This is a genomic window from Chlorogloea sp. CCALA 695, from assembly GCF_003003885.1.
GTDB lineage: Bacteria > Cyanobacteriota > Cyanobacteriia > Cyanobacteriales > Chroococcidiopsidaceae > Aliterella.
This window is the reverse complement of record NZ_PVWN01000019.1, coordinates 33280-49874: the sequence shown is the minus strand read 5'-3', so window position 1 is coordinate 49874 and position 16595 is coordinate 33280. Positions and strand designations below refer to the sequence as shown.

The following is a 16595-nucleotide window of genomic DNA, read 5'->3' as shown; positions in this document are numbered from 1 at the left end:
ATTAAGTATTCATGTTTAGTATTCCCAACAACTCGCCTCAACAAACTCCTCATAGTGGTTATCAATGGGATGGAAGCCCTCGCCGCTTTTTTGAAGGTTGGTATTATCGCGTTACTTTGCCAGAAATCGATCAAACTTTTGCTTTCATGTACTCTATAGAAGACCCCAAAGGTGGGAAACCTCACAGTGGCGGCGCTGCGCAGGTTTTAGGAATTGATGATGCGTATATATGGCGAACTTTTCCCGATGTTGGGCGTTTTTTTGCTCAGAGTGATCGCCTAGAATTAGGTCACTGGGGCAAAACTAATTTATCTACTCAACCAATATGGTTGTTAAGCGCAGAATTTGACCATCACATTCAAGAAGGCTATCAAGCTTCAGCTACCTGGAATCAAGGCACAATCAAAGATCCAGGCAGTAATAATACTTGTCGTTGGCAGTATAAAATTGAGCCTATATATGGCTGGGGAGATGCGATCGCGCCGCAGCAATCAACGGCGGGTTTAGTCTCATTTTTGCCAATTTTTGAGCCAGGATGGCAAATTTTGATGGCTCACGGCTTGGCAACAGGTTGGATTGAATGGCATGGCAAACGCTATGAATTTACTAATGCGCCAGCTTATAGCGAAAAAAACTGGGGCGGTGCTTTTCCCCAAAAGTGGTTTTGGCTCAATTGCAATAGTTTTGATGGTGAACCAGACTTGGCTTTAACGGCTGGTGGCGGTAGGCGCGGCGTGTTGTGGTGGATGGAATCAGTAGCCATGATTGGGGTGCATTATCAAGGTAAGTTTTACGAGTTTGTCCCTTGGAATGCCAAAGTTACCTGGAATATTCAGCCTTGGGGTAAGTGGGAAATGCAAGCAACTAATGCGGATTATGAAATTACTTTAGTTGGGACAACCGATTTGCCTGGTACTCCTTTACGCGCGCCTACAGAAAATGGCTTAATGTTTGTGTGTAAAGACACGATGCGTGGACAATTAAATCTAAAATTGACAACGCGAAATAGAGGAAAATCAAGCTTAATTGTAGAAGCGCAAAGTTCTCTATGTGGATTAGAAACGGGTGGCGGTGGTTGGGACGGCTCGTGGTTATCTGGCTAAAGTTTAGCTTGTCAGCTTTATAATGCTAAAATTATAAATGCTTGACAATTGGGGCTGTAGCTCAGTTGGATAGAGCGAGCGCCTCCTAAGCGCTAGGTCGCGCGTTCGAGACGCGCCAGTCCCGTCCATTGCCTGCTAATGCGCGATCGCCGTGCTATAGCGCGAGGTTATGTTAAAAAGCAGGCACAATCACAAATCAGTTAAAAAAAGACGGTTTAAGAGCAAGTTTGTAAAGTTTTTATTCATGCTTGCTCTACCAATTTTGCTATGGATGGGCTACAAACAAATTAGAAGCTTAGAAACTCCTCAAGCTGTTTTAGTGTTGGGGGGTTCATCTTCTAAGTTAGAGCGAGAAAGACTTGCAGCGACTCTAGCGCTTCAGTATCCAGATTTGCCTATTTGGGTGTCGTCTGGTAGCACTAACAAAAACTATGTAACGCGAGTGTTTGCTAACGCTGGAATTAGTCCCCAACGCCTACATTTAGATTATGAAGCTAAAGATACGGTAACTAATTTCACGACATTAGTAGATGATTTTCAATTTTTAGGGATTAACAGAGTTTATTTAGTTACTTCCGACTATCATATGCGCCGCGCCCGTCTTGTAGGTGAAATTGTTTTAGGTAGCCGGGGTATCGATTTGCAACCCGTAATTGTCCCCACAAAAAAAGCCCCAGAGACACGCTCTAAAGCGCTGCGGGACAGCGTTAGGGCGGTGCTATGGGTGATTACGGGTCGCACCGGATCGACCTTAGCGAAAGGCTCAAAATAGCAGCTTTTAAAGTTCTTGAATTAGCACGTAAGGTTGAACGATGAGAGTATTAAACCGTTTTTGAGGATCGCTATTCCAATCACTTAATTGGGTTTCGGAGGGTTTTTCAATCAGTTGTTCGCTAATCCAGTGCTGTACAGATATTAAGTTGTCGCTGGCGATCGCAATTCCCACATCCACCAAATTTAATTCCTTTGCTACTATCAGTACACTGTCTCGCTTGACGTGAGGAATTAGCCACTCCCACTCTGCTTGGTCTAGGTCTTTTGCTAATTCTGCTCTTAGTTCTGCCATAGTATTAATAACTCTACTCCACTTGTATTTATATTAAATTATTTACCCAGCTAGGCTTCTGCTTTCATTTCATCGATTTCAAACAAAGTTACCAAAACTCCCGCAATCGGAATAGAAATAAACACTCCTAGTAATCCGGCGATTTTTGCTCCTACTAACAAGGCAAAAAATACAACCACTGGATTTAAGTTTAGCGATCCCTGCATAATTCTAGGAGAAATTATATTATCTTGAATTTGTTGCAAGACGATGCAAGCAATCAAAACCTTTGCAGCTAAAAATACATTTTGAGATAAGACAATTAAAGTGATTATACTAACTCCCAAGGTTGCCCCAATTCCGGGAATTGCATCAAACACAGCAACGATTAAAGCCAACACTAAAGGAAAAGGTACCCCTAATACTATGAATATTAAAAAACTAGAAATAGACAAAAACAACATTAACAGCAGTTGTCCTTTAAAAAAGCCTAAAAACTTGCGTTTAACAACGCCTGTAAAACGATTACGCAATTGTATAGGTATAGCTTTTAAAGCCAATGTCCATAATCTTTCACCATCTAATAACATAAATAAAGCAACAACAGCAACTAAAAGTAAAGTTACTAAATTAGCAAAAAATACTTGTAAAGTAGCCAAGCTAGAACCAATTAATCCTAAAGCTTGATTACGCAATTGTTCTTCAATCCCAGTTAAATTTACTTGGAGATTGCGATCGCGCAAAAAATCTTCTACTTGTCCGGCTAAAGGTGCTAAAGAATTTAAAAAGGCAGTTACACTATCAACTAATTGCTGTCCTTGATATAAAATAGCTAAACCTGCGGTAACAGTAAGACCACCAAGCAACAAAAGGCTAGATATAAAAACTACACTAACGGCTAAACCGTGGGGTAGAAAACGCCGTAACCAGCGCACAGGATAGCTGAGTAAAAAAGCTAAAATTGCCGCCGATGTAAAAATAACAATTACCGTTTCAAAGTAAGCTAAAAGAGTTACTAAAGCCCAGCCCGAAAGGAATAATAATAAAAAACGAACTAAAAATAAATTATTTAATTTGTCCCAAAAATCTTTATTAGACACTTTATTCACGTTTGCACTTAATCTAAAACCTTTTACGCTCTAGCTTTGTAGCCTATCTAAGCCAAAGTCAAAGGTACAAATAAAGAAGTGAAAAGTCTACTCTCCTTCGGTATATCTTTTGAACTGATATAATTAGCGTCCCATTTCGTGCAAGGCTTTAATTGCGATCGCGCATTCAAGGGTAGTAGCTTGCAATTGTTGGCGATTTGTAGACGTGGGTGGAGCAATCAGTTGACCAATTCTGACAGTAATGGGAACCGAGCGAGGAATTGCCGAACCCTCAATTAAAACTCCTTGAGTTCCCCACAAACTAACTGGTAGTATGGGCGCTTGAGCTTTAGCGGCAATTAAAGCCGCACCAAGTTTAGGCTCGTTTATTTTGCCATCAGGGGTACGAGTACCTTCTAAAAAAACCCCTGTAGCCCAGCCATTTTCTAGTGATTGTAGCGCCGAACGAATAGCACTGCGATCACTTGCGCCTCGACTGACAGGATAGGCACCGTACAATTTTATAGCCTTGCCCAAAATGGGAATATCAAATAGTTCTTCTTTCGCCATGTAAGCCACTGGGCGACCGACAGCGCAAGAAAGCAACGGCGGGTCAAAGTAGCTGGCATGATTGCTGACAACTACCAAAGACCCTTGCTTAGGTACATTTTCTGAGCCATAGACGCGCCCTCGTAAATATAGGCGCAATGTAGGGCTAACAATTGACCACTTAAATAAATGGTAAAGTAACAGACTAATTGATGGTTCGCGGCTTCTGCCCATTTGGAGACACTATTACTGGGCGTTGAGTACCATTTCGGCACTACTAATATTTTCTAATTTTAAAGTGGGGCAGGTACGTTTGATTAGACCAGTTAAAACATTACCGTGTCCAATTTCTACCACTTTTTCTATCCCTTCAGTAAGTAATTGCTCAGAAATTTCTCGCCAGCGTACAGAACCCGTCATTTGCTCAATTAAACGTGCTTTTAAAATCTCCGCTTCTGTAGAGGGGATGGGGTCTACATTAGACATTACCGGGATCATAGCAGTATTAAATTGTACGGGTGCTAAAATCTCTCGAAATTGACTAGCCGCTTCTGCCATTAATGGCGAGTGAAATGCTCCTGATACGTTTAAGGGGATGGCGCGTTTGACTTTTATTTGAGGTAATAAAGCTTCTACGGCTTCAGGAGTACCAGAAATTACAACTTGAGCCGAACTATTGTCATTAGCTAAAACTACATTAGGAGTTTGGGCGATTTTCTCGTGTAGCTGTTGGCGGTCAAAACCAATTAATGCCACCATTTTCCCTCCCGCCGCGTTATCCATGAGTTCGGCTCTAGCTTTTACTAAACCTAAGCCTGTCGCCCAATCAAAAACCCCCGCGACGTAAAGGGCGGTATATTCCCCTAAACTATGACCTGCAACTAAAGCCGGAGTTAAGCCGCGCAATTTTAAAGCGTCCGCCAAAATGCTTTCGATTACATACAAACTTGGCTGGGTATATAGTGTGCGCGATACTTTGTCTTCTGGGTGCTGACAAATTTCTGGTACAGACCACCCCAAAATCTCCTCTGCTTGGGCAAATTTTTCTGATGCAGCACTAGAAGACGTTAATAAATCTTCCCCCATGCCAACTGCTTGCGAACCTTGCCCCGAAAATACCCACGCCGTTTTAGTCATTTGAATTGTGAATTTTATAATAGATGCTTAAATCAACCCCATTTAAAAATTGCTGCACCCCAGGTTAAACCAGCGCCAAAACCGGAGACTACCACCGTATCCCCAGTTTTAATTTGCCCATTACGTACCGCTTCATCTAAAGCAATGGGAATCGAAGCGGCGGAGGTGTTGCCATAGTTGGCAAGATTGCTAATTACTTTATGGCTAGGAATATTCAGCCTTTGAGCTACAGCATCGAGAATGCGTTGATTCGCTTGATGCAATATCAACCAATCTACTTGCTCTGTAGTAATGTTAGCTTGAAATAAAGCCTTGTCAATGACTTCTGGAACACGCTGGACGGCGAAGCGATAGACTTCCTTACCATTCATTGTAATTGGCTTAAAGTTGCCCTTGCCGACCTCAAGATCAGGAGTTAAAGACTGAGATTCGGGGCTATAGGATAAATTCAAACAGTTATTTTGCGTACCGTCGCTTTTGATTTCAAATCCTAGCAAAGAGTCGCTTTCTCTTGCTTGCATGACTACCGCCCCCGCACCATCACCGAATAAAATGCAAGTGCTGCGATCGCTCCAATCGACCCACCGCGACAAAATATCGCCGCCAATTAAAACGACGTTTTGATAAACCCCTGTCCTAATAAACTGCGCCGCCGTAACTAGCCCAAATACAAAGCCAGAACAAGCCGCCGTTAGGTCAAACGCTACCGCATTGGTTGCACCAATTTGAGTTTGAATTTGACACGCACTGCCAAATAAATCGTCTGCCGTAGAAGTTGCCAAAATAATTAAGTCTACGTCTAGAGGATTAATTTTTGCCATAGCGATCGCGCCTTTTGCCGCCATAGCCGCAATTTCGCTAACCGATTGGGCAGAAGTAGCTAGTCTCCTTTGTCTAATTCCCGTGCGTGAGGCTATCCACTCATCCGAGGTATCAACTAACTTGCTTAAAGTATCATTATCTAAGCAGTTTGCTGGCAACGCCGAGCCACTCCCCGTAATTGCTACGCCTAAATTTTGCAAAATTATTCTCCAATGGTGAGCGAACTGTATACAAGAGGATAAATTCGTTTTACGCCTTACTCATCACTATTCGCTTCACTACTGCTAACAGACGTTTGCTTTTTGCTACCATTTTGGGACGAAATATGCTCTAGAACTTGATGATCGATCGCTTCTTTTGCTAGTCGAATAGCATTAAAAACCGACGGTGCTTGAGAACTACCGTGACTAATAATACAAACCCCTGCAACGCCAAGCAATAACCCGCCTCCATGTTCGGCATGGTCTACGCGCTGTTTGATCCGTTTTAAATTGGGTTTTAAAACTGCTGTTCCGATTTGTCCGCGCAATCCTTGGGGTAATTCTTCGCGCAAAATTTGCAGCATCACTTCCCCTACAGCCTCGGCAAATTTCAGTAGTACGTTACCTGTAAATCCGTCGCAGACAATGACATCAAAACGTCCCGATAGTACGTCGCGCCCTTCAGCATTGCCAATAAAAGAAACTCGCGGATTTTTTTCTAGCAATTCGTAAGTACGAATTGCCAATTCATTACCCTTACAAGATTCTTCCCCAATATTTAACAGCCCAACTTTAGGCTCGTCAACACCCAGTACATACTGACTGTAAATCGAACCCATAAGTGCAAACTGTTCTAAAAATTTCGGGCGACAGTCTACATTTGCCCCGACATCCAAAATTATTACTGGCTTACTGGCAATTGTTGGCAGTACCGCGCCAATCGCTGGGCGGTCAATACCTTTCAATCGTCCTAAGCGCAACAATCCGGCTGCCATAGCTGCCCCAGAGTGGCCGGCGGAAACTACCGCGTCGGCTCGTTGCTGCTTGACTAAATCCATTGCTACGTTGATTGAAGCCTTAGGTTTGCGTTTGATTCCGCTTAAAGGCTCCTCATGCATCTCGATTGTTCCTTCAGAAGGAACAATTTCTAACTGCCCAAAATTGGTTTGCTGAGGCAAGTGAGACTTAATTTGCTGGGGGTCGCCCACCAACAGAATTTCTACGTCTAATTCTTCTCTTGCTCGCAGCGCCCCTGTAATAATTTCGGCGGGGGCATGATCCCCACCCATGGCATCAATTGCGATCCGTGCGCGAGTAGCTCCCATTGATTAAATTTCTAGAAACCTTCAAAATTTTACCAGATGCTTTCCACCTAAGTAGCAATCTTAATCTGATTTGGTGAGACAGTGAGAAAGTATTTAGCAAATATACTTGCTAAAAGCGATCCTTCATAACTAAAAACGTATAAATAGGCAAATATTTTAATGCTGGAATTATTTGGATCGGGATTAGTTTCTTTATGGTTAGACAGGTCTGGGGTAAAGGTGGCTAAGGTCGATCCCTTAGAAGTTTTGGCTCTGCAAAGTAGTCCTAGTTTGGTGTTAGCGCCCGATCGCTCTCCCGTTGCCGCTAATGCCGTACAGCAGTACGTACAAAGTCTTCAGTCGTTGGGAGCAGCGTCAGAACAGGGTGTATGGCTACAATCTGGGCCCCTTTTGTTGGCAAATCATCAAGGTACAGTGCCTTTACCTGCGGCTTCTTTAACTAAAATTGCTACTTCTTTAGCTGCTTTAAGCACCTGGGGCGCAAATTATCAATTCGATACGACTATTAGCACCACAGGGACGATCGTTAATGGGGTATTACAAGGAGATTTAATCGTTCAAGGTAATGGCGATCCTTTGTTTGTGTGGGAAGAAGCGATCGCACTTGGTAATACCCTGCAATCTATGGGCATTAATCGGGTACAGGGAAACTTGATAATTACAGGCACTTTTGCCATGAATTACAATTTCAATCCTGTAGAGTCGGGTGAACTATTAAAACAAGCCTTTAATGCTGATACTTGGTCAAATACTGTTGAAAATCAGTATTTAACTTTACCTCCCGGAACACCTCGCCCTCAAATTACAATTTTTGGGTCAGTAAAATTTGAAAAACTAATTAACCCTAAGCAAATATTGCTAGTACGCCATCATTCTTTGCCACTGTCGCAAATTATTAAAGAAATGAATGTCTACAGCAATAACGAAATGGCGGAAATGTTGGCTTATTTGCTAGGTGGAGCGCCCACAGTTCAACAAAAAGCAGCAACCGCCGCTAACGTCCCTTTAACAGAAATTCAGCTAGTCAATGGTTCGGGATTGGGGGTACAAAATCGCATCTCCCCTAGGGCGGCGTGTGCGATGTTGATGTCGATTCAAAAGCGGTTGTCACCCTACCAGCTTACGGTAGCAGACTTATTTCCAGTGTCAGGACGCGATCGCCGAGGGACGTTATTATCTCGGCAAATTCCCCTAGGTACAGTAATCAAAACGGGAACTTTAAACGATGTCAGTGCTTTAGCGGGAGTAATACCAACGCGCGATCGCGGCTTAGTTTGGTTTGCAATTATCAATCGTGGTTCGGCTATAGAACGCTTCCGCAACGAGCAAGATCGATTATTGCAAAATCTCTTAAAACAGTTGCAAATACCAGACACGCTCCCAGCAGCGCTTACTCCTCGCCTTCAACCCTTGGGTGCAACTAGGCGCAATGAAATTATGTACAAAGGTTAAGGGAATCTAACCGTTAAGGAATAAATTTAGTCACTACTCTACCGCCACTAACCGTAATATTTTGCTCTTGCAATTTGCCTACAGCTTTTTGCCCAGTAAAACTAACCGGAGGTTCTACTTGACGATAAACAACGCTTCCCTCGGCTTCTACTAACTGCGTGGGCAAATACCAAGTCAATTTTTGAGCATTGAGCGATTGTTGGCGCTGTCCTATCGCCGATACATTACATGTTAAATGGGCAATTTTATTGCCTAAATTCATTCTGCCTCGATCCGCCGTTGTCGTTACTTGCTGCTGGCGATGAACTATTTTTATCGGTTGATTGGCGGTGACAACTTCGGCGTTTAAATCCCAAGTTAAAGAATTGCCGTTTATTTGTACAGGTGGTTCTGTCGCTACTATTTGCGCTTTGGGCTGGAGGGTAATAACTTTAGTTTGTAAGTTGACATTTGCGCCATTTGCGGTGGCGCGATCACGCTTTACTTTACCTTTATAGCGGTCAATTTCAATCGGGCGATCGCCTATTAAGGTTTTTTTCTTCACTTCCCAAATTAAATGCGTAGTCCGCATTTGCAAGGCGGGATCGGTAGCAATAGCGACTACCTTACCTTGCAAATCTACTCGCGCCGAACGGCTATTTACTCTTGCTTCTTGTGCTACCGCTTGAATTTGCTGATAATTTCCCCTAACTTGCTTGCGGACAATAAGCAAATCTTCTTTTGGTCGCCATTCTAATTCGTTACCGTGCAATACTACGCCATTGACTGTATCTGTAGCTACAATTTGACCAGTCAAAAACAACTGTTTGCCGTTTTGCTCTATTTGGGCAAGTTGGGCGCTAATTTTGTATACTACTTTGCCATCAACAAATAGTTCCCCCGATGGTTTCTGGACTTGAGCAAGTTTTTTTTCTCGACTATAACTTGCTTGTTTTCCTTGAACTTTCCAAACTGGCTGTCCTTTTTCGTCTGCTTGTTCTAAGGTGACATCGTTAAACGTCAGTTCGTTTTGCGTTGCGGGAGTTGGAGATGTATTTATTGATACTTCTTTTGTCGATTGCCCATTGCAGCCAAAGAGCAAACCTACGCTAATTAAGGGCGCAGCTAGAAGCCATTTAAAAGATGGATAATAATTAAAATTCATATTTCCATCTTGGCTTTTTTTTAGGCTATTTGCCTTTAGTCGTCTGATGATTTGATAATGTCTAAAGTGCCATCTTCGGGCTGTTCCATCAATCCCACGCTAGTCAAAGGGCGATAAGTGTAAGTAGAGCGCGATGTCTTTTGGATGTCTTCTCTGATTTGTTCTAAGTCAATGTAGCGATCGCTCACATTAATTAAACTATCGCTCGTCATGGCTCTTAAACTAACTACTTCTACCCTTACGCCATGATAACTTACCGCGTTGACTGCATAAGCCAAGTCTCCATCACCGCTCACCAATATTGCTGTATCGTAGGAATCTACCAGCGCCATCATATCAACCGCAATTTCGACATCTAAATTGGCTTTTTTTGAACCATCTGGTAGCTGTACCAAATCTTTAGCAATTACCCTGTAACCATTGCGACGCATCCACAACAAAAATCCTTGTTGTTTTTCGTTAGTTCTATCTACACCAGTATAAAAAAACGCTCGCAGTAGTCTCGAACCACCCGTTAGCCTACACAATAGTTTTGTATAGTCAATTTCTATCCCTAGTTGCAAGGCGGCATAAAACAAATTTGAGCCATCAATAAAAATGGCTACCCGTCCTCGGTTTTCTAAAACTTGTTCTGGTGTAAAAATTGGACTTTTATCAAAATTATTTAACATTTTTATGCCTTAGTTTTTATGAAAAAAAGTTTGATATTTCTATTAGATTGTTACTCTATATTAAGCATTTTAAATACTTATAAAGTACCATCCTAGACCTTAAATCTAAAAGTACGCTAGATACTAAGTTGCTTAATGTAGTTCTAAGCTTTGAAATACCGGATGAGGAGCGCCCAATTGCTGCTGGCAACTTATTAGTCCCCATCTAGCATGAATAGCGAATGGTACAGTAGCAAAAATGTCATTTTTATCGTTAAAATTTGTGACAAAACCTAATTGCTGATAAATATCATTAGCAATGTTAGGAATAATTGGTGATAGCAGATAGGCAGCTAATCTGACTGATTCTAAAACTGCGTATAACACCTGTTCTAATTCCTGAATTTTGCCTTCTTTATACAAAGTCCAAGGTTTTTGATCATCTATATATTTATTGCCAGTTCGAGCTAAGTTTAATATTAGTTCACAAGCTTGGCTAAAAGCTAGATTTTCGTAAGCTGCGGCGACTTCTTCGCCCAAAGTCATACCAGCAATTTTCAAAGGATTATCGTCAGCTATGGTGTCAATCGTAAGATTTGGTACATTAGTATAGCTATACTTTAGCGCCATTTTTGAAGTTCGATTTAGTAAATTTCCTAAGTTACCAGCTAAGTCAGCATTTAACGTTTCTATAAACCGAGTTTTACTAAAGTCTCCATCTTTACCAAAGTCAATTGCTTTAATAAAATAGTATCGAACAGCATCCGCGCCATACTCTGCTACTAAAGCAACGGGATCTAGCGTATTTCCCAGACTTTTACCCATTTTTTGGTTATCTTTGGTCAAAAATCCATGCCCAAAGACTAATTTAGGTAGCTCTAATTCTGCGGACATCAGCATTGCTGGCCAATAAATGGCATGAAAGCGCAATATATCCTTACCAATTAAATGTAAGTTTACAGGCCACCATTTAGCCAAAGCATTCTCTAAAGTGGGCGCATCGTCAGGTTCGAGTAAAGCTGTAATATATCCGAGCAACGCATCAAACCAAACATAAAGAGTATGACTAGAATCGATAGGTACAGGAAAACCCCAATCTAAATTTACCCGCGAAATTGAAAAGTCTTGCAATCCTTGGGCGACAAAGCTTAAAACTTCATTGCGGCGGCTTTGAGGAGCGATAAAGTGGGGGTGTTGTTGATAAAATTCTTCTAGTCTATTTTGATAGTTTGACAACCGAAAAAAGTAATTTTCTTCGTCTCGCCACTCAGCTTGTTTATTGGTGTGAATACTACAAAAGAAGTCGCTTAAAAGTTCTCTTTCTTCTTTAAATTCTTCGCAAGCAACGCAATACCAACCTTTTTGTTGACTTTTATAAATATCGCCTTTTTGCCACACCCGTTCAAAAAACTCTTTAACGATTTTTTCGTGATTGCTTGCTGTAGTCCGACTAAACCTGTCGTATTGTATATTTAGCTGCTGCCACAAAGAGACAAAACTGCTAGAAATTTCATCAGAGTAAACTTGCGGCGACTTGTGTTTGCTCTCGGCGGCGCGTTGAATTTTTTGCCCATGTTCGTCTGTACCAGTTATAAATAATACCGACTTTCCGCGCATTCTCTCAAATCGTGCCAATATATCGGCAGCGATCGTTGGGTAAGCGCTACCTACATGAGGCAAGTCATTTACATAGTAAAGTGGTGTTGTTACAGCAAAGGTTTCTTGCCTTTGACCAGAAGAATCCATGAAATCTTAAATTTATTATAAAATCTTTTACACATCATATATCAGAATAGATATGTATGTATTTTTATTACCTTTTGCAAGGGTAATCAATGATATAGGGCGAGTTTATTAATCAATAACTTTTACAAGATAAGCAATTGAGCCATTATGTGCATTAAAAGATTTTTTTCAATCTTATTAAAAAATGTTAAGTTATTGCATAATGAGCAAAAACTGTGTGACAAGGCAATTTTTAAATCTAGAGCTGCAATTAATTAAATGTTCTAGTTAGGTAATTGTCTATATACATAGTGTCAAAGTAAAGAATTAACATCTGCAACGCATGACCAAGGCAAATAGCCCTCAACAAATTTCTCACGGCTTCTTAACAGCTACAGGCACGAAAATATTTCGCTACTACGAAGATCGTATACCCCAAAGTAGCCCGGTGCTGATAGTTAGCAATCATCGTAGCTTTATGGATGCGCCGATTTTGATTGCCGCAGTCGAAAGACCAATTCGTTTTGCTTGTCATCATTACATGGGACAAGTGCCAGTAATGCGAGAAATTGTTACAGGACTGGGGTGTTTTCCTTTAGAGGCTGCTCCCTCGCGCCAGCAAGGATTTTTTCAACAAGCTTTGCATTTATTGCAAGCAAATCAAGCTGTGGGGGTATTTCCTGAAGGGACAAACCCGATGGTAAACTACACTAAACCAAATGGGATTGGTGACTTTCAACGCGGATTTGCTCACTTGGCATTACGTGCGGAGGGGGGAAGCGATACAGTGAGACCAGTCAAAGATTTAGTTATTTTACCTGTAGCGATCGCCTCTATTGAAGAAAAGAGTAGTTCTGCCGTTCCCTTACGCCTACTTAGCTTATTTGACCCTTCGGAGCCTTTATTCGATCAAGATGGTTGGCATCCATTGGTTATATATCGTCGGGTGGCGGTTTTAATTGGTCGTCCTTATCGGATCACAGAATCTATGAAGCAACAATACCAAGGCAAACAAGCAAAAACTGTAGTGGCAGATATCACTAATAGCTGTCAAGCAGAAATTGTTGAACTATTGCGCCAAGGTTGTAATTGAATAGTTAGCATTTTAGCAGGATTAAAATTATTGTTTTATGCCTGCGATCAAAGCCTGATAACTTAGAAAGATTAAATCCGTTTAAATTTTAATAACTTAAGTTACAACAATGCCAGAACTTACGAGCCATCCTTGTTTTTTAACTCCCAATCGGTTACAGCCAGAATACCCGCTATTTGTATTTTTGCCGGGTATGGATGGTACAGGGCAACTACTAAGGACGCAAACGGCTGGTTTGGAGGTAGCTTTTGACGTGCGTTGTTTGATGATTCCACCCAATGACTTAAGTAATTGGGATGTTTTGAGCGAGCAGGTTATAGATTTAATTCAAGGGGAACTAAAAATCAATCCGCACCGATTAGTTTATTTGTGCGGCGAGTCTTTTGGGGGAGCGTTGGCAATAAAAGTCGCGCTGAAAGTACCTCAGTTATTTAACAGAATTATTTTAGTTAACCCAGCTTCGGCTTTTCATCGTCGCCCTTGGCTAAATTGGGCATCGCAGCTAGTTTATTTAGTCCCACCCTGTTTTTTTGAATTTAGTGCTATAGGATTATTACCGTTTCTAGCTTCTTTGGGGTTAGTAGATCGTGATATTCGCCACGATTTGCTCAAAACTATGCGCTTAGTTCCGCCTCAAACTGTTCTTTGGCGGTTGTCGCTGATTAAAGAGTTTGATGTTGATGCTTTGCAGTTACGGCAGATTACTCAACCAGTATTGCTCATGGCTAGTGCTTTGGATCGTCTTTTACCATCGGTAACAGAAGCTAGGTACTTGGTTAAAAGTTTGCCTGATGCCAAAATGGTAGTTTTGCCTGATAGCGGTCATGCTTGCTTAGTAGAAGCCAAGATTAATCTCTATCAAATTATGCAAGAGGAAGACTTTTTAGATTTTAGTACCAAGACACTCCATGAGCCAAAGAAAGCGATCGCACTATCTAAACGCGAACTAAGTCCCAATCCTAACGGTGATTAACCATTAACATAATAATCCCGCGTCCCTTTGCTGTCTATAGCTTCTCCTAAGCGATGCAAACCATGAACGTAGGCGGCGGTACGCAAAGAGATAGCTTGCTGCTGGGCAATTTGCCAAATTTGCTTTGTTTCCTCTACCATTTTTTGCTTAAGGCGTTGGTTTACTTCCTCTAGCGTCCAATAAAGCCCACTCCGATTTTGCACCCATTCAAAATAGCTTACGGTTACTCCCCCAGCATTGACCAAAATATCAGGAACTACATAAATTCCCTTAGCATCTAAGATTTTATCTGCTGCCGAATTAATCGGCCCGTTGGCAACTTCAAAAATAAACTTTGCTTTTATATCATCAGCATTTGCTGCGGTAATTTGATTTTCTAAAGCGGCGGGGATCAATATATCTACATTTAAGGTCAAAAGCTCTTGATTGCTCAAAATTTCATGGTCAACTATGTTGCAAACTGTGCCTCGACAATAAATTGCTTTCATACCTCGATGAGCTTCTTTGTATTGGCGAATACTGGGAATATCTAAACCATTTTTGGTATAAATACCGCCTTGAGAATCACTTACAGCAACTACTTTATAACCAGCTTTGAACAATAGTTCGGCGATGTGCGCCCCAGCATTGCCAAAGCCTTGTACGGCAACGGTAGTATCCCGCGAGGACGATGGAAACCGTTGATTGATGGTTTCAATAACATAATATGCCCCAGTTGCAGTAGCGGTGTCTCTACCCAAACTGCCGCCCATTGTGACGGGTTTTCCGGTAATAACCGCCGGGGTAATTTGTCGCCGAATAATGCTGTATTGATCCATCATCCAGCCCATAATCATCGGGGTAGTATAAACATCTGGTGCGGGAATGTCGATGTCTGGCCCAATAAAATCGGCGATCGCATCTATATACCCTCGACTCAAACGCTCTAATTCCATTTTTGATAATTCTTTGGGATTAAGAGCGATCCCGCCTTTTGCACCGCCAAAAGGTAAGTTAAGTACGGCGCACTTAAAAGTCATCCAAAATGCCAATGATTGCACTTCTTCTAAGGTGACGTTGGGATGAAACCGAATACCGCCTTTTGTTGGCCCGCGCGTGTCGTCGTAGCGCACCCGATAGCCTTGAAAAATGCGTAACGATCCGTTATCCATCCGCACAGGAATTGACACTGTTAAGCTGGCTTTGGGAAACTTTAAGTGTTCAATGGCATCTTCAGAAATTGAAATATATTTTAGTGCTGTTTCTAGACGTTGTTTGGCATCAGAAAATAATGATTCTGACATGGTTTTAGTAGTTAAATAACCATTCAAACTTAGCAGAATCTAATCAAACAATTAGTATATAAATTTTTATGCTGAATTAATAATTAGAGGTGATTTTATACTTAAGAATTTTTTAAGTTTTCGCTAAAATAGCTTTGTTAGTTACGCAGCAGTTAGCAATTTCTGCGCAAGTAGTCAGCCAAACTCCTTGGTGCGATCGCATATAGTCAATAATGGCACAAGTTTTGACTAGCGCTATTTCCTCCTCAATTTTGGTATTGCCGTAAAAGTGACAAAATCTCGCTCTGGCTCGATATTTGCCCTAATAACCGCCTTCTGCTTTGGTCTTAGTGTTCCGCTTTCAAAGTTGTTGTTGGATGAGATAGAGCCTTGGATGTTAGCGGGGATTCTGTACTTGGGTGGAGGATTGGGTTTATTACCAATCTACTATCTCCGCAATTTGCGATCGCTCCCTAAAAATAGTTTGCGTCAAAAAGACTGGGGGTGGTTGGGTGCTTCAATCTTAGCAGGCGGAGTAACTGCCCCGGTGTTACTTACAATTGGACTTAGTACTACTTCTGCAACGGTAGGATCGCTACTGCTCAATTTTGAAGGAGTTTTTACAGCGCTGTTAGCATGGACTGTTTTTAAAGAACCCTGGCGATCGCAGGTTTTTTTAGGAATAGTAGCAATTACCAGTGGGGGAATTATTCTTTCTTATACAGAACATACTAATGTAGGGCTATCTTGGGGAGCGTTGGCAATTTTGGGAACTTGTGGGGCTTGGGCAATGGATAGTAATTTAACTAATAAGATAGCCACGCGCGATCCATTTCAAATTGCTCTACTTAAAAGCGGTATAGCTGGCTTAATTAATGTTGCGATCGCATTTTTTATCGGGCAAACTCTACCACCTCTACCCACTCTACTCGCCGCCTTAGCAGTTGGTTTTATTTCTTCTGGGTTAACCTATGTCTGCTTTGTTCAAGCCTTACGCCAACTAGGCGCAGCCCAAACGGGAGCATATTTCGCCCTTTCGCCCTTTGTTGGCGCAACAATTTCTGTATTTTTTCTAGGAGAACAAATCACCCAAGTATTAGTAATTTCGGCAGTTTTAATGGCTATAGGTGTAGGACTATGTTTACAAGAAAAATAATCTACTTTACTCAAAACCTTTATGCAAAATCCTAAACCTGTTTGCGATTCCTGGTTTGTAACAGAAAAAATTAGCGACTCTTTGTATCGG

Annotated in this window: 16 protein-coding genes and 1 tRNA gene; 7 read left to right on the top strand and 10 right to left on the bottom strand. The window is 41.6% G+C overall.

Going from position 1 to position 16595, the window contains the following annotated elements; translation table 11 throughout:
* Window positions 1-11: 11 nt before the first annotated feature.
* From C7B70_RS12095 to C7B70_RS12085, 3 genes are all read left to right on the top strand, one after another.
* The gene (locus tag C7B70_RS12095; protein WP_106369298.1) at window positions 12-1103 is read left to right on the top strand and encodes a tocopherol cyclase family protein; all 1092 of its coding nucleotides are present in this window, start codon (window positions 12-14) and stop codon (window positions 1101-1103) included.
* Window positions 1104-1153: 50 nt separating this feature from the next.
* Window positions 1154-1227: transfer RNA gene (locus C7B70_RS12090), tRNA-Arg, on the top strand.
* 45 nt (window positions 1228-1272) lie between these two features.
* Complete coding sequence (locus tag C7B70_RS12085; protein ID WP_106369297.1) at window positions 1273-1875, top strand: YdcF family protein; 603 nt, start codon at window positions 1273-1275, stop codon at window positions 1873-1875.
* Between the two features lie 6 nt (window positions 1876-1881).
* Here C7B70_RS12085 and C7B70_RS12080 read toward each other — a convergent pair whose 3' ends face one another.
* From C7B70_RS12080 to plsX, 6 genes are all read right to left on the bottom strand, one after another.
* Window positions 1882-2169, bottom strand: a complete 288-nt coding sequence (locus C7B70_RS12080) for a DUF2288 domain-containing protein (protein WP_106369296.1) — start codon at window positions 2167-2169, stop codon at window positions 1882-1884.
* Window positions 2170-2219: 50 nt separating this feature from the next.
* Window positions 2220-3248 carry an AI-2E family transporter gene (locus tag C7B70_RS12075; RefSeq protein ID WP_233220911.1) on the bottom strand — a complete coding sequence of 343 codons (1029 nt, stop codon included), beginning with the start codon at window positions 3246-3248 and terminating at the stop codon, window positions 2220-2222.
* Between the two features lie 132 nt (window positions 3249-3380).
* Entirely contained in the window at window positions 3381-4019 is a 639-nt protein-coding gene (locus C7B70_RS12070; RefSeq protein WP_106369294.1) for a 1-acyl-sn-glycerol-3-phosphate acyltransferase, read from the bottom strand.
* A gap of 12 nt (window positions 4020-4031) precedes the next feature.
* Window positions 4032-4922, bottom strand: a complete 891-nt coding sequence (gene fabD / locus C7B70_RS12065; RefSeq protein ID WP_106369293.1) for an ACP S-malonyltransferase — start codon at window positions 4920-4922, stop codon at window positions 4032-4034.
* Between the two features lie 32 nt (window positions 4923-4954).
* Window positions 4955-5944, bottom strand: a complete 990-nt coding sequence (locus C7B70_RS12060) for a beta-ketoacyl-ACP synthase III (RefSeq protein WP_106369292.1) — start codon at window positions 5942-5944, stop codon at window positions 4955-4957.
* A gap of 56 nt (window positions 5945-6000) precedes the next feature.
* Window positions 6001-7050, bottom strand: coding sequence for a phosphate acyltransferase PlsX (gene plsX, locus C7B70_RS12055; protein WP_106369291.1), 1050 nt, complete (start codon window positions 7048-7050; stop codon window positions 6001-6003).
* Between the two features lie 159 nt (window positions 7051-7209).
* Between plsX and C7B70_RS12050 the strand changes: the two genes are divergently transcribed.
* Window positions 7210-8502: a D-alanyl-D-alanine carboxypeptidase gene (locus tag C7B70_RS12050; protein ID WP_106369290.1), complete on the top strand. Its 1293-nt coding sequence runs from the start codon at window positions 7210-7212 to the stop codon at window positions 8500-8502.
* Window positions 8503-8515: 13 nt separating this feature from the next.
* On the opposite strand, the gene lptC is transcribed toward C7B70_RS12050, so the two are convergent.
* From lptC to metG, 3 genes are all read right to left on the bottom strand, one after another.
* Window positions 8516-9646, bottom strand: a complete 1131-nt coding sequence (lptC, locus tag C7B70_RS12045) for an LPS export ABC transporter periplasmic protein LptC (protein WP_199192222.1) — start codon at window positions 9644-9646, stop codon at window positions 8516-8518.
* Between the two features lie 35 nt (window positions 9647-9681).
* Window positions 9682-10317 carry an NYN domain-containing protein gene (locus tag C7B70_RS12040; protein ID WP_106369289.1) on the bottom strand — a complete coding sequence of 212 codons (636 nt, stop codon included), beginning with the start codon at window positions 10315-10317 and terminating at the stop codon, window positions 9682-9684.
* A 132-nt stretch (window positions 10318-10449) separates the two neighbouring features.
* The gene (metG, locus tag C7B70_RS12035) at window positions 10450-12042 is read right to left on the bottom strand and encodes a methionine--tRNA ligase (protein ID WP_106369288.1); all 1593 of its coding nucleotides are present in this window, start codon (window positions 12040-12042) and stop codon (window positions 10450-10452) included.
* 322 nt (window positions 12043-12364) lie between these two features.
* On the opposite strand from metG, the gene C7B70_RS12030 reads away from it, so the two are divergent.
* Window positions 12365-13114, top strand: coding sequence for a 1-acyl-sn-glycerol-3-phosphate acyltransferase (locus C7B70_RS12030; RefSeq protein ID WP_106369287.1), 750 nt, complete (start codon window positions 12365-12367; stop codon window positions 13112-13114).
* 109 nt (window positions 13115-13223) lie between these two features.
* Entirely contained in the window at window positions 13224-14087 is an 864-nt protein-coding gene (locus C7B70_RS12025; RefSeq protein ID WP_199192221.1) for an alpha/beta fold hydrolase, read from the top strand.
* Here the strand turns inward: C7B70_RS12025 and C7B70_RS12020 are convergent.
* Window positions 14084-15370: a Glu/Leu/Phe/Val dehydrogenase gene (locus C7B70_RS12020; RefSeq protein ID WP_106369286.1), complete on the bottom strand. Its 1287-nt coding sequence runs from the start codon at window positions 15368-15370 to the stop codon at window positions 14084-14086. The two genes, C7B70_RS12025 and C7B70_RS12020, sit on opposite strands and share 4 nt — an antisense overlap.
* A gap of 268 nt (window positions 15371-15638) precedes the next feature.
* On the opposite strand from C7B70_RS12020, the gene C7B70_RS12015 reads away from it, so the two are divergent.
* The gene (locus tag C7B70_RS12015; RefSeq protein WP_106369285.1) at window positions 15639-16505 is read left to right on the top strand and encodes a DMT family transporter; all 867 of its coding nucleotides are present in this window, start codon (window positions 15639-15641) and stop codon (window positions 16503-16505) included.
* Window positions 16506-16595: the final 90 nt, after the last annotated feature.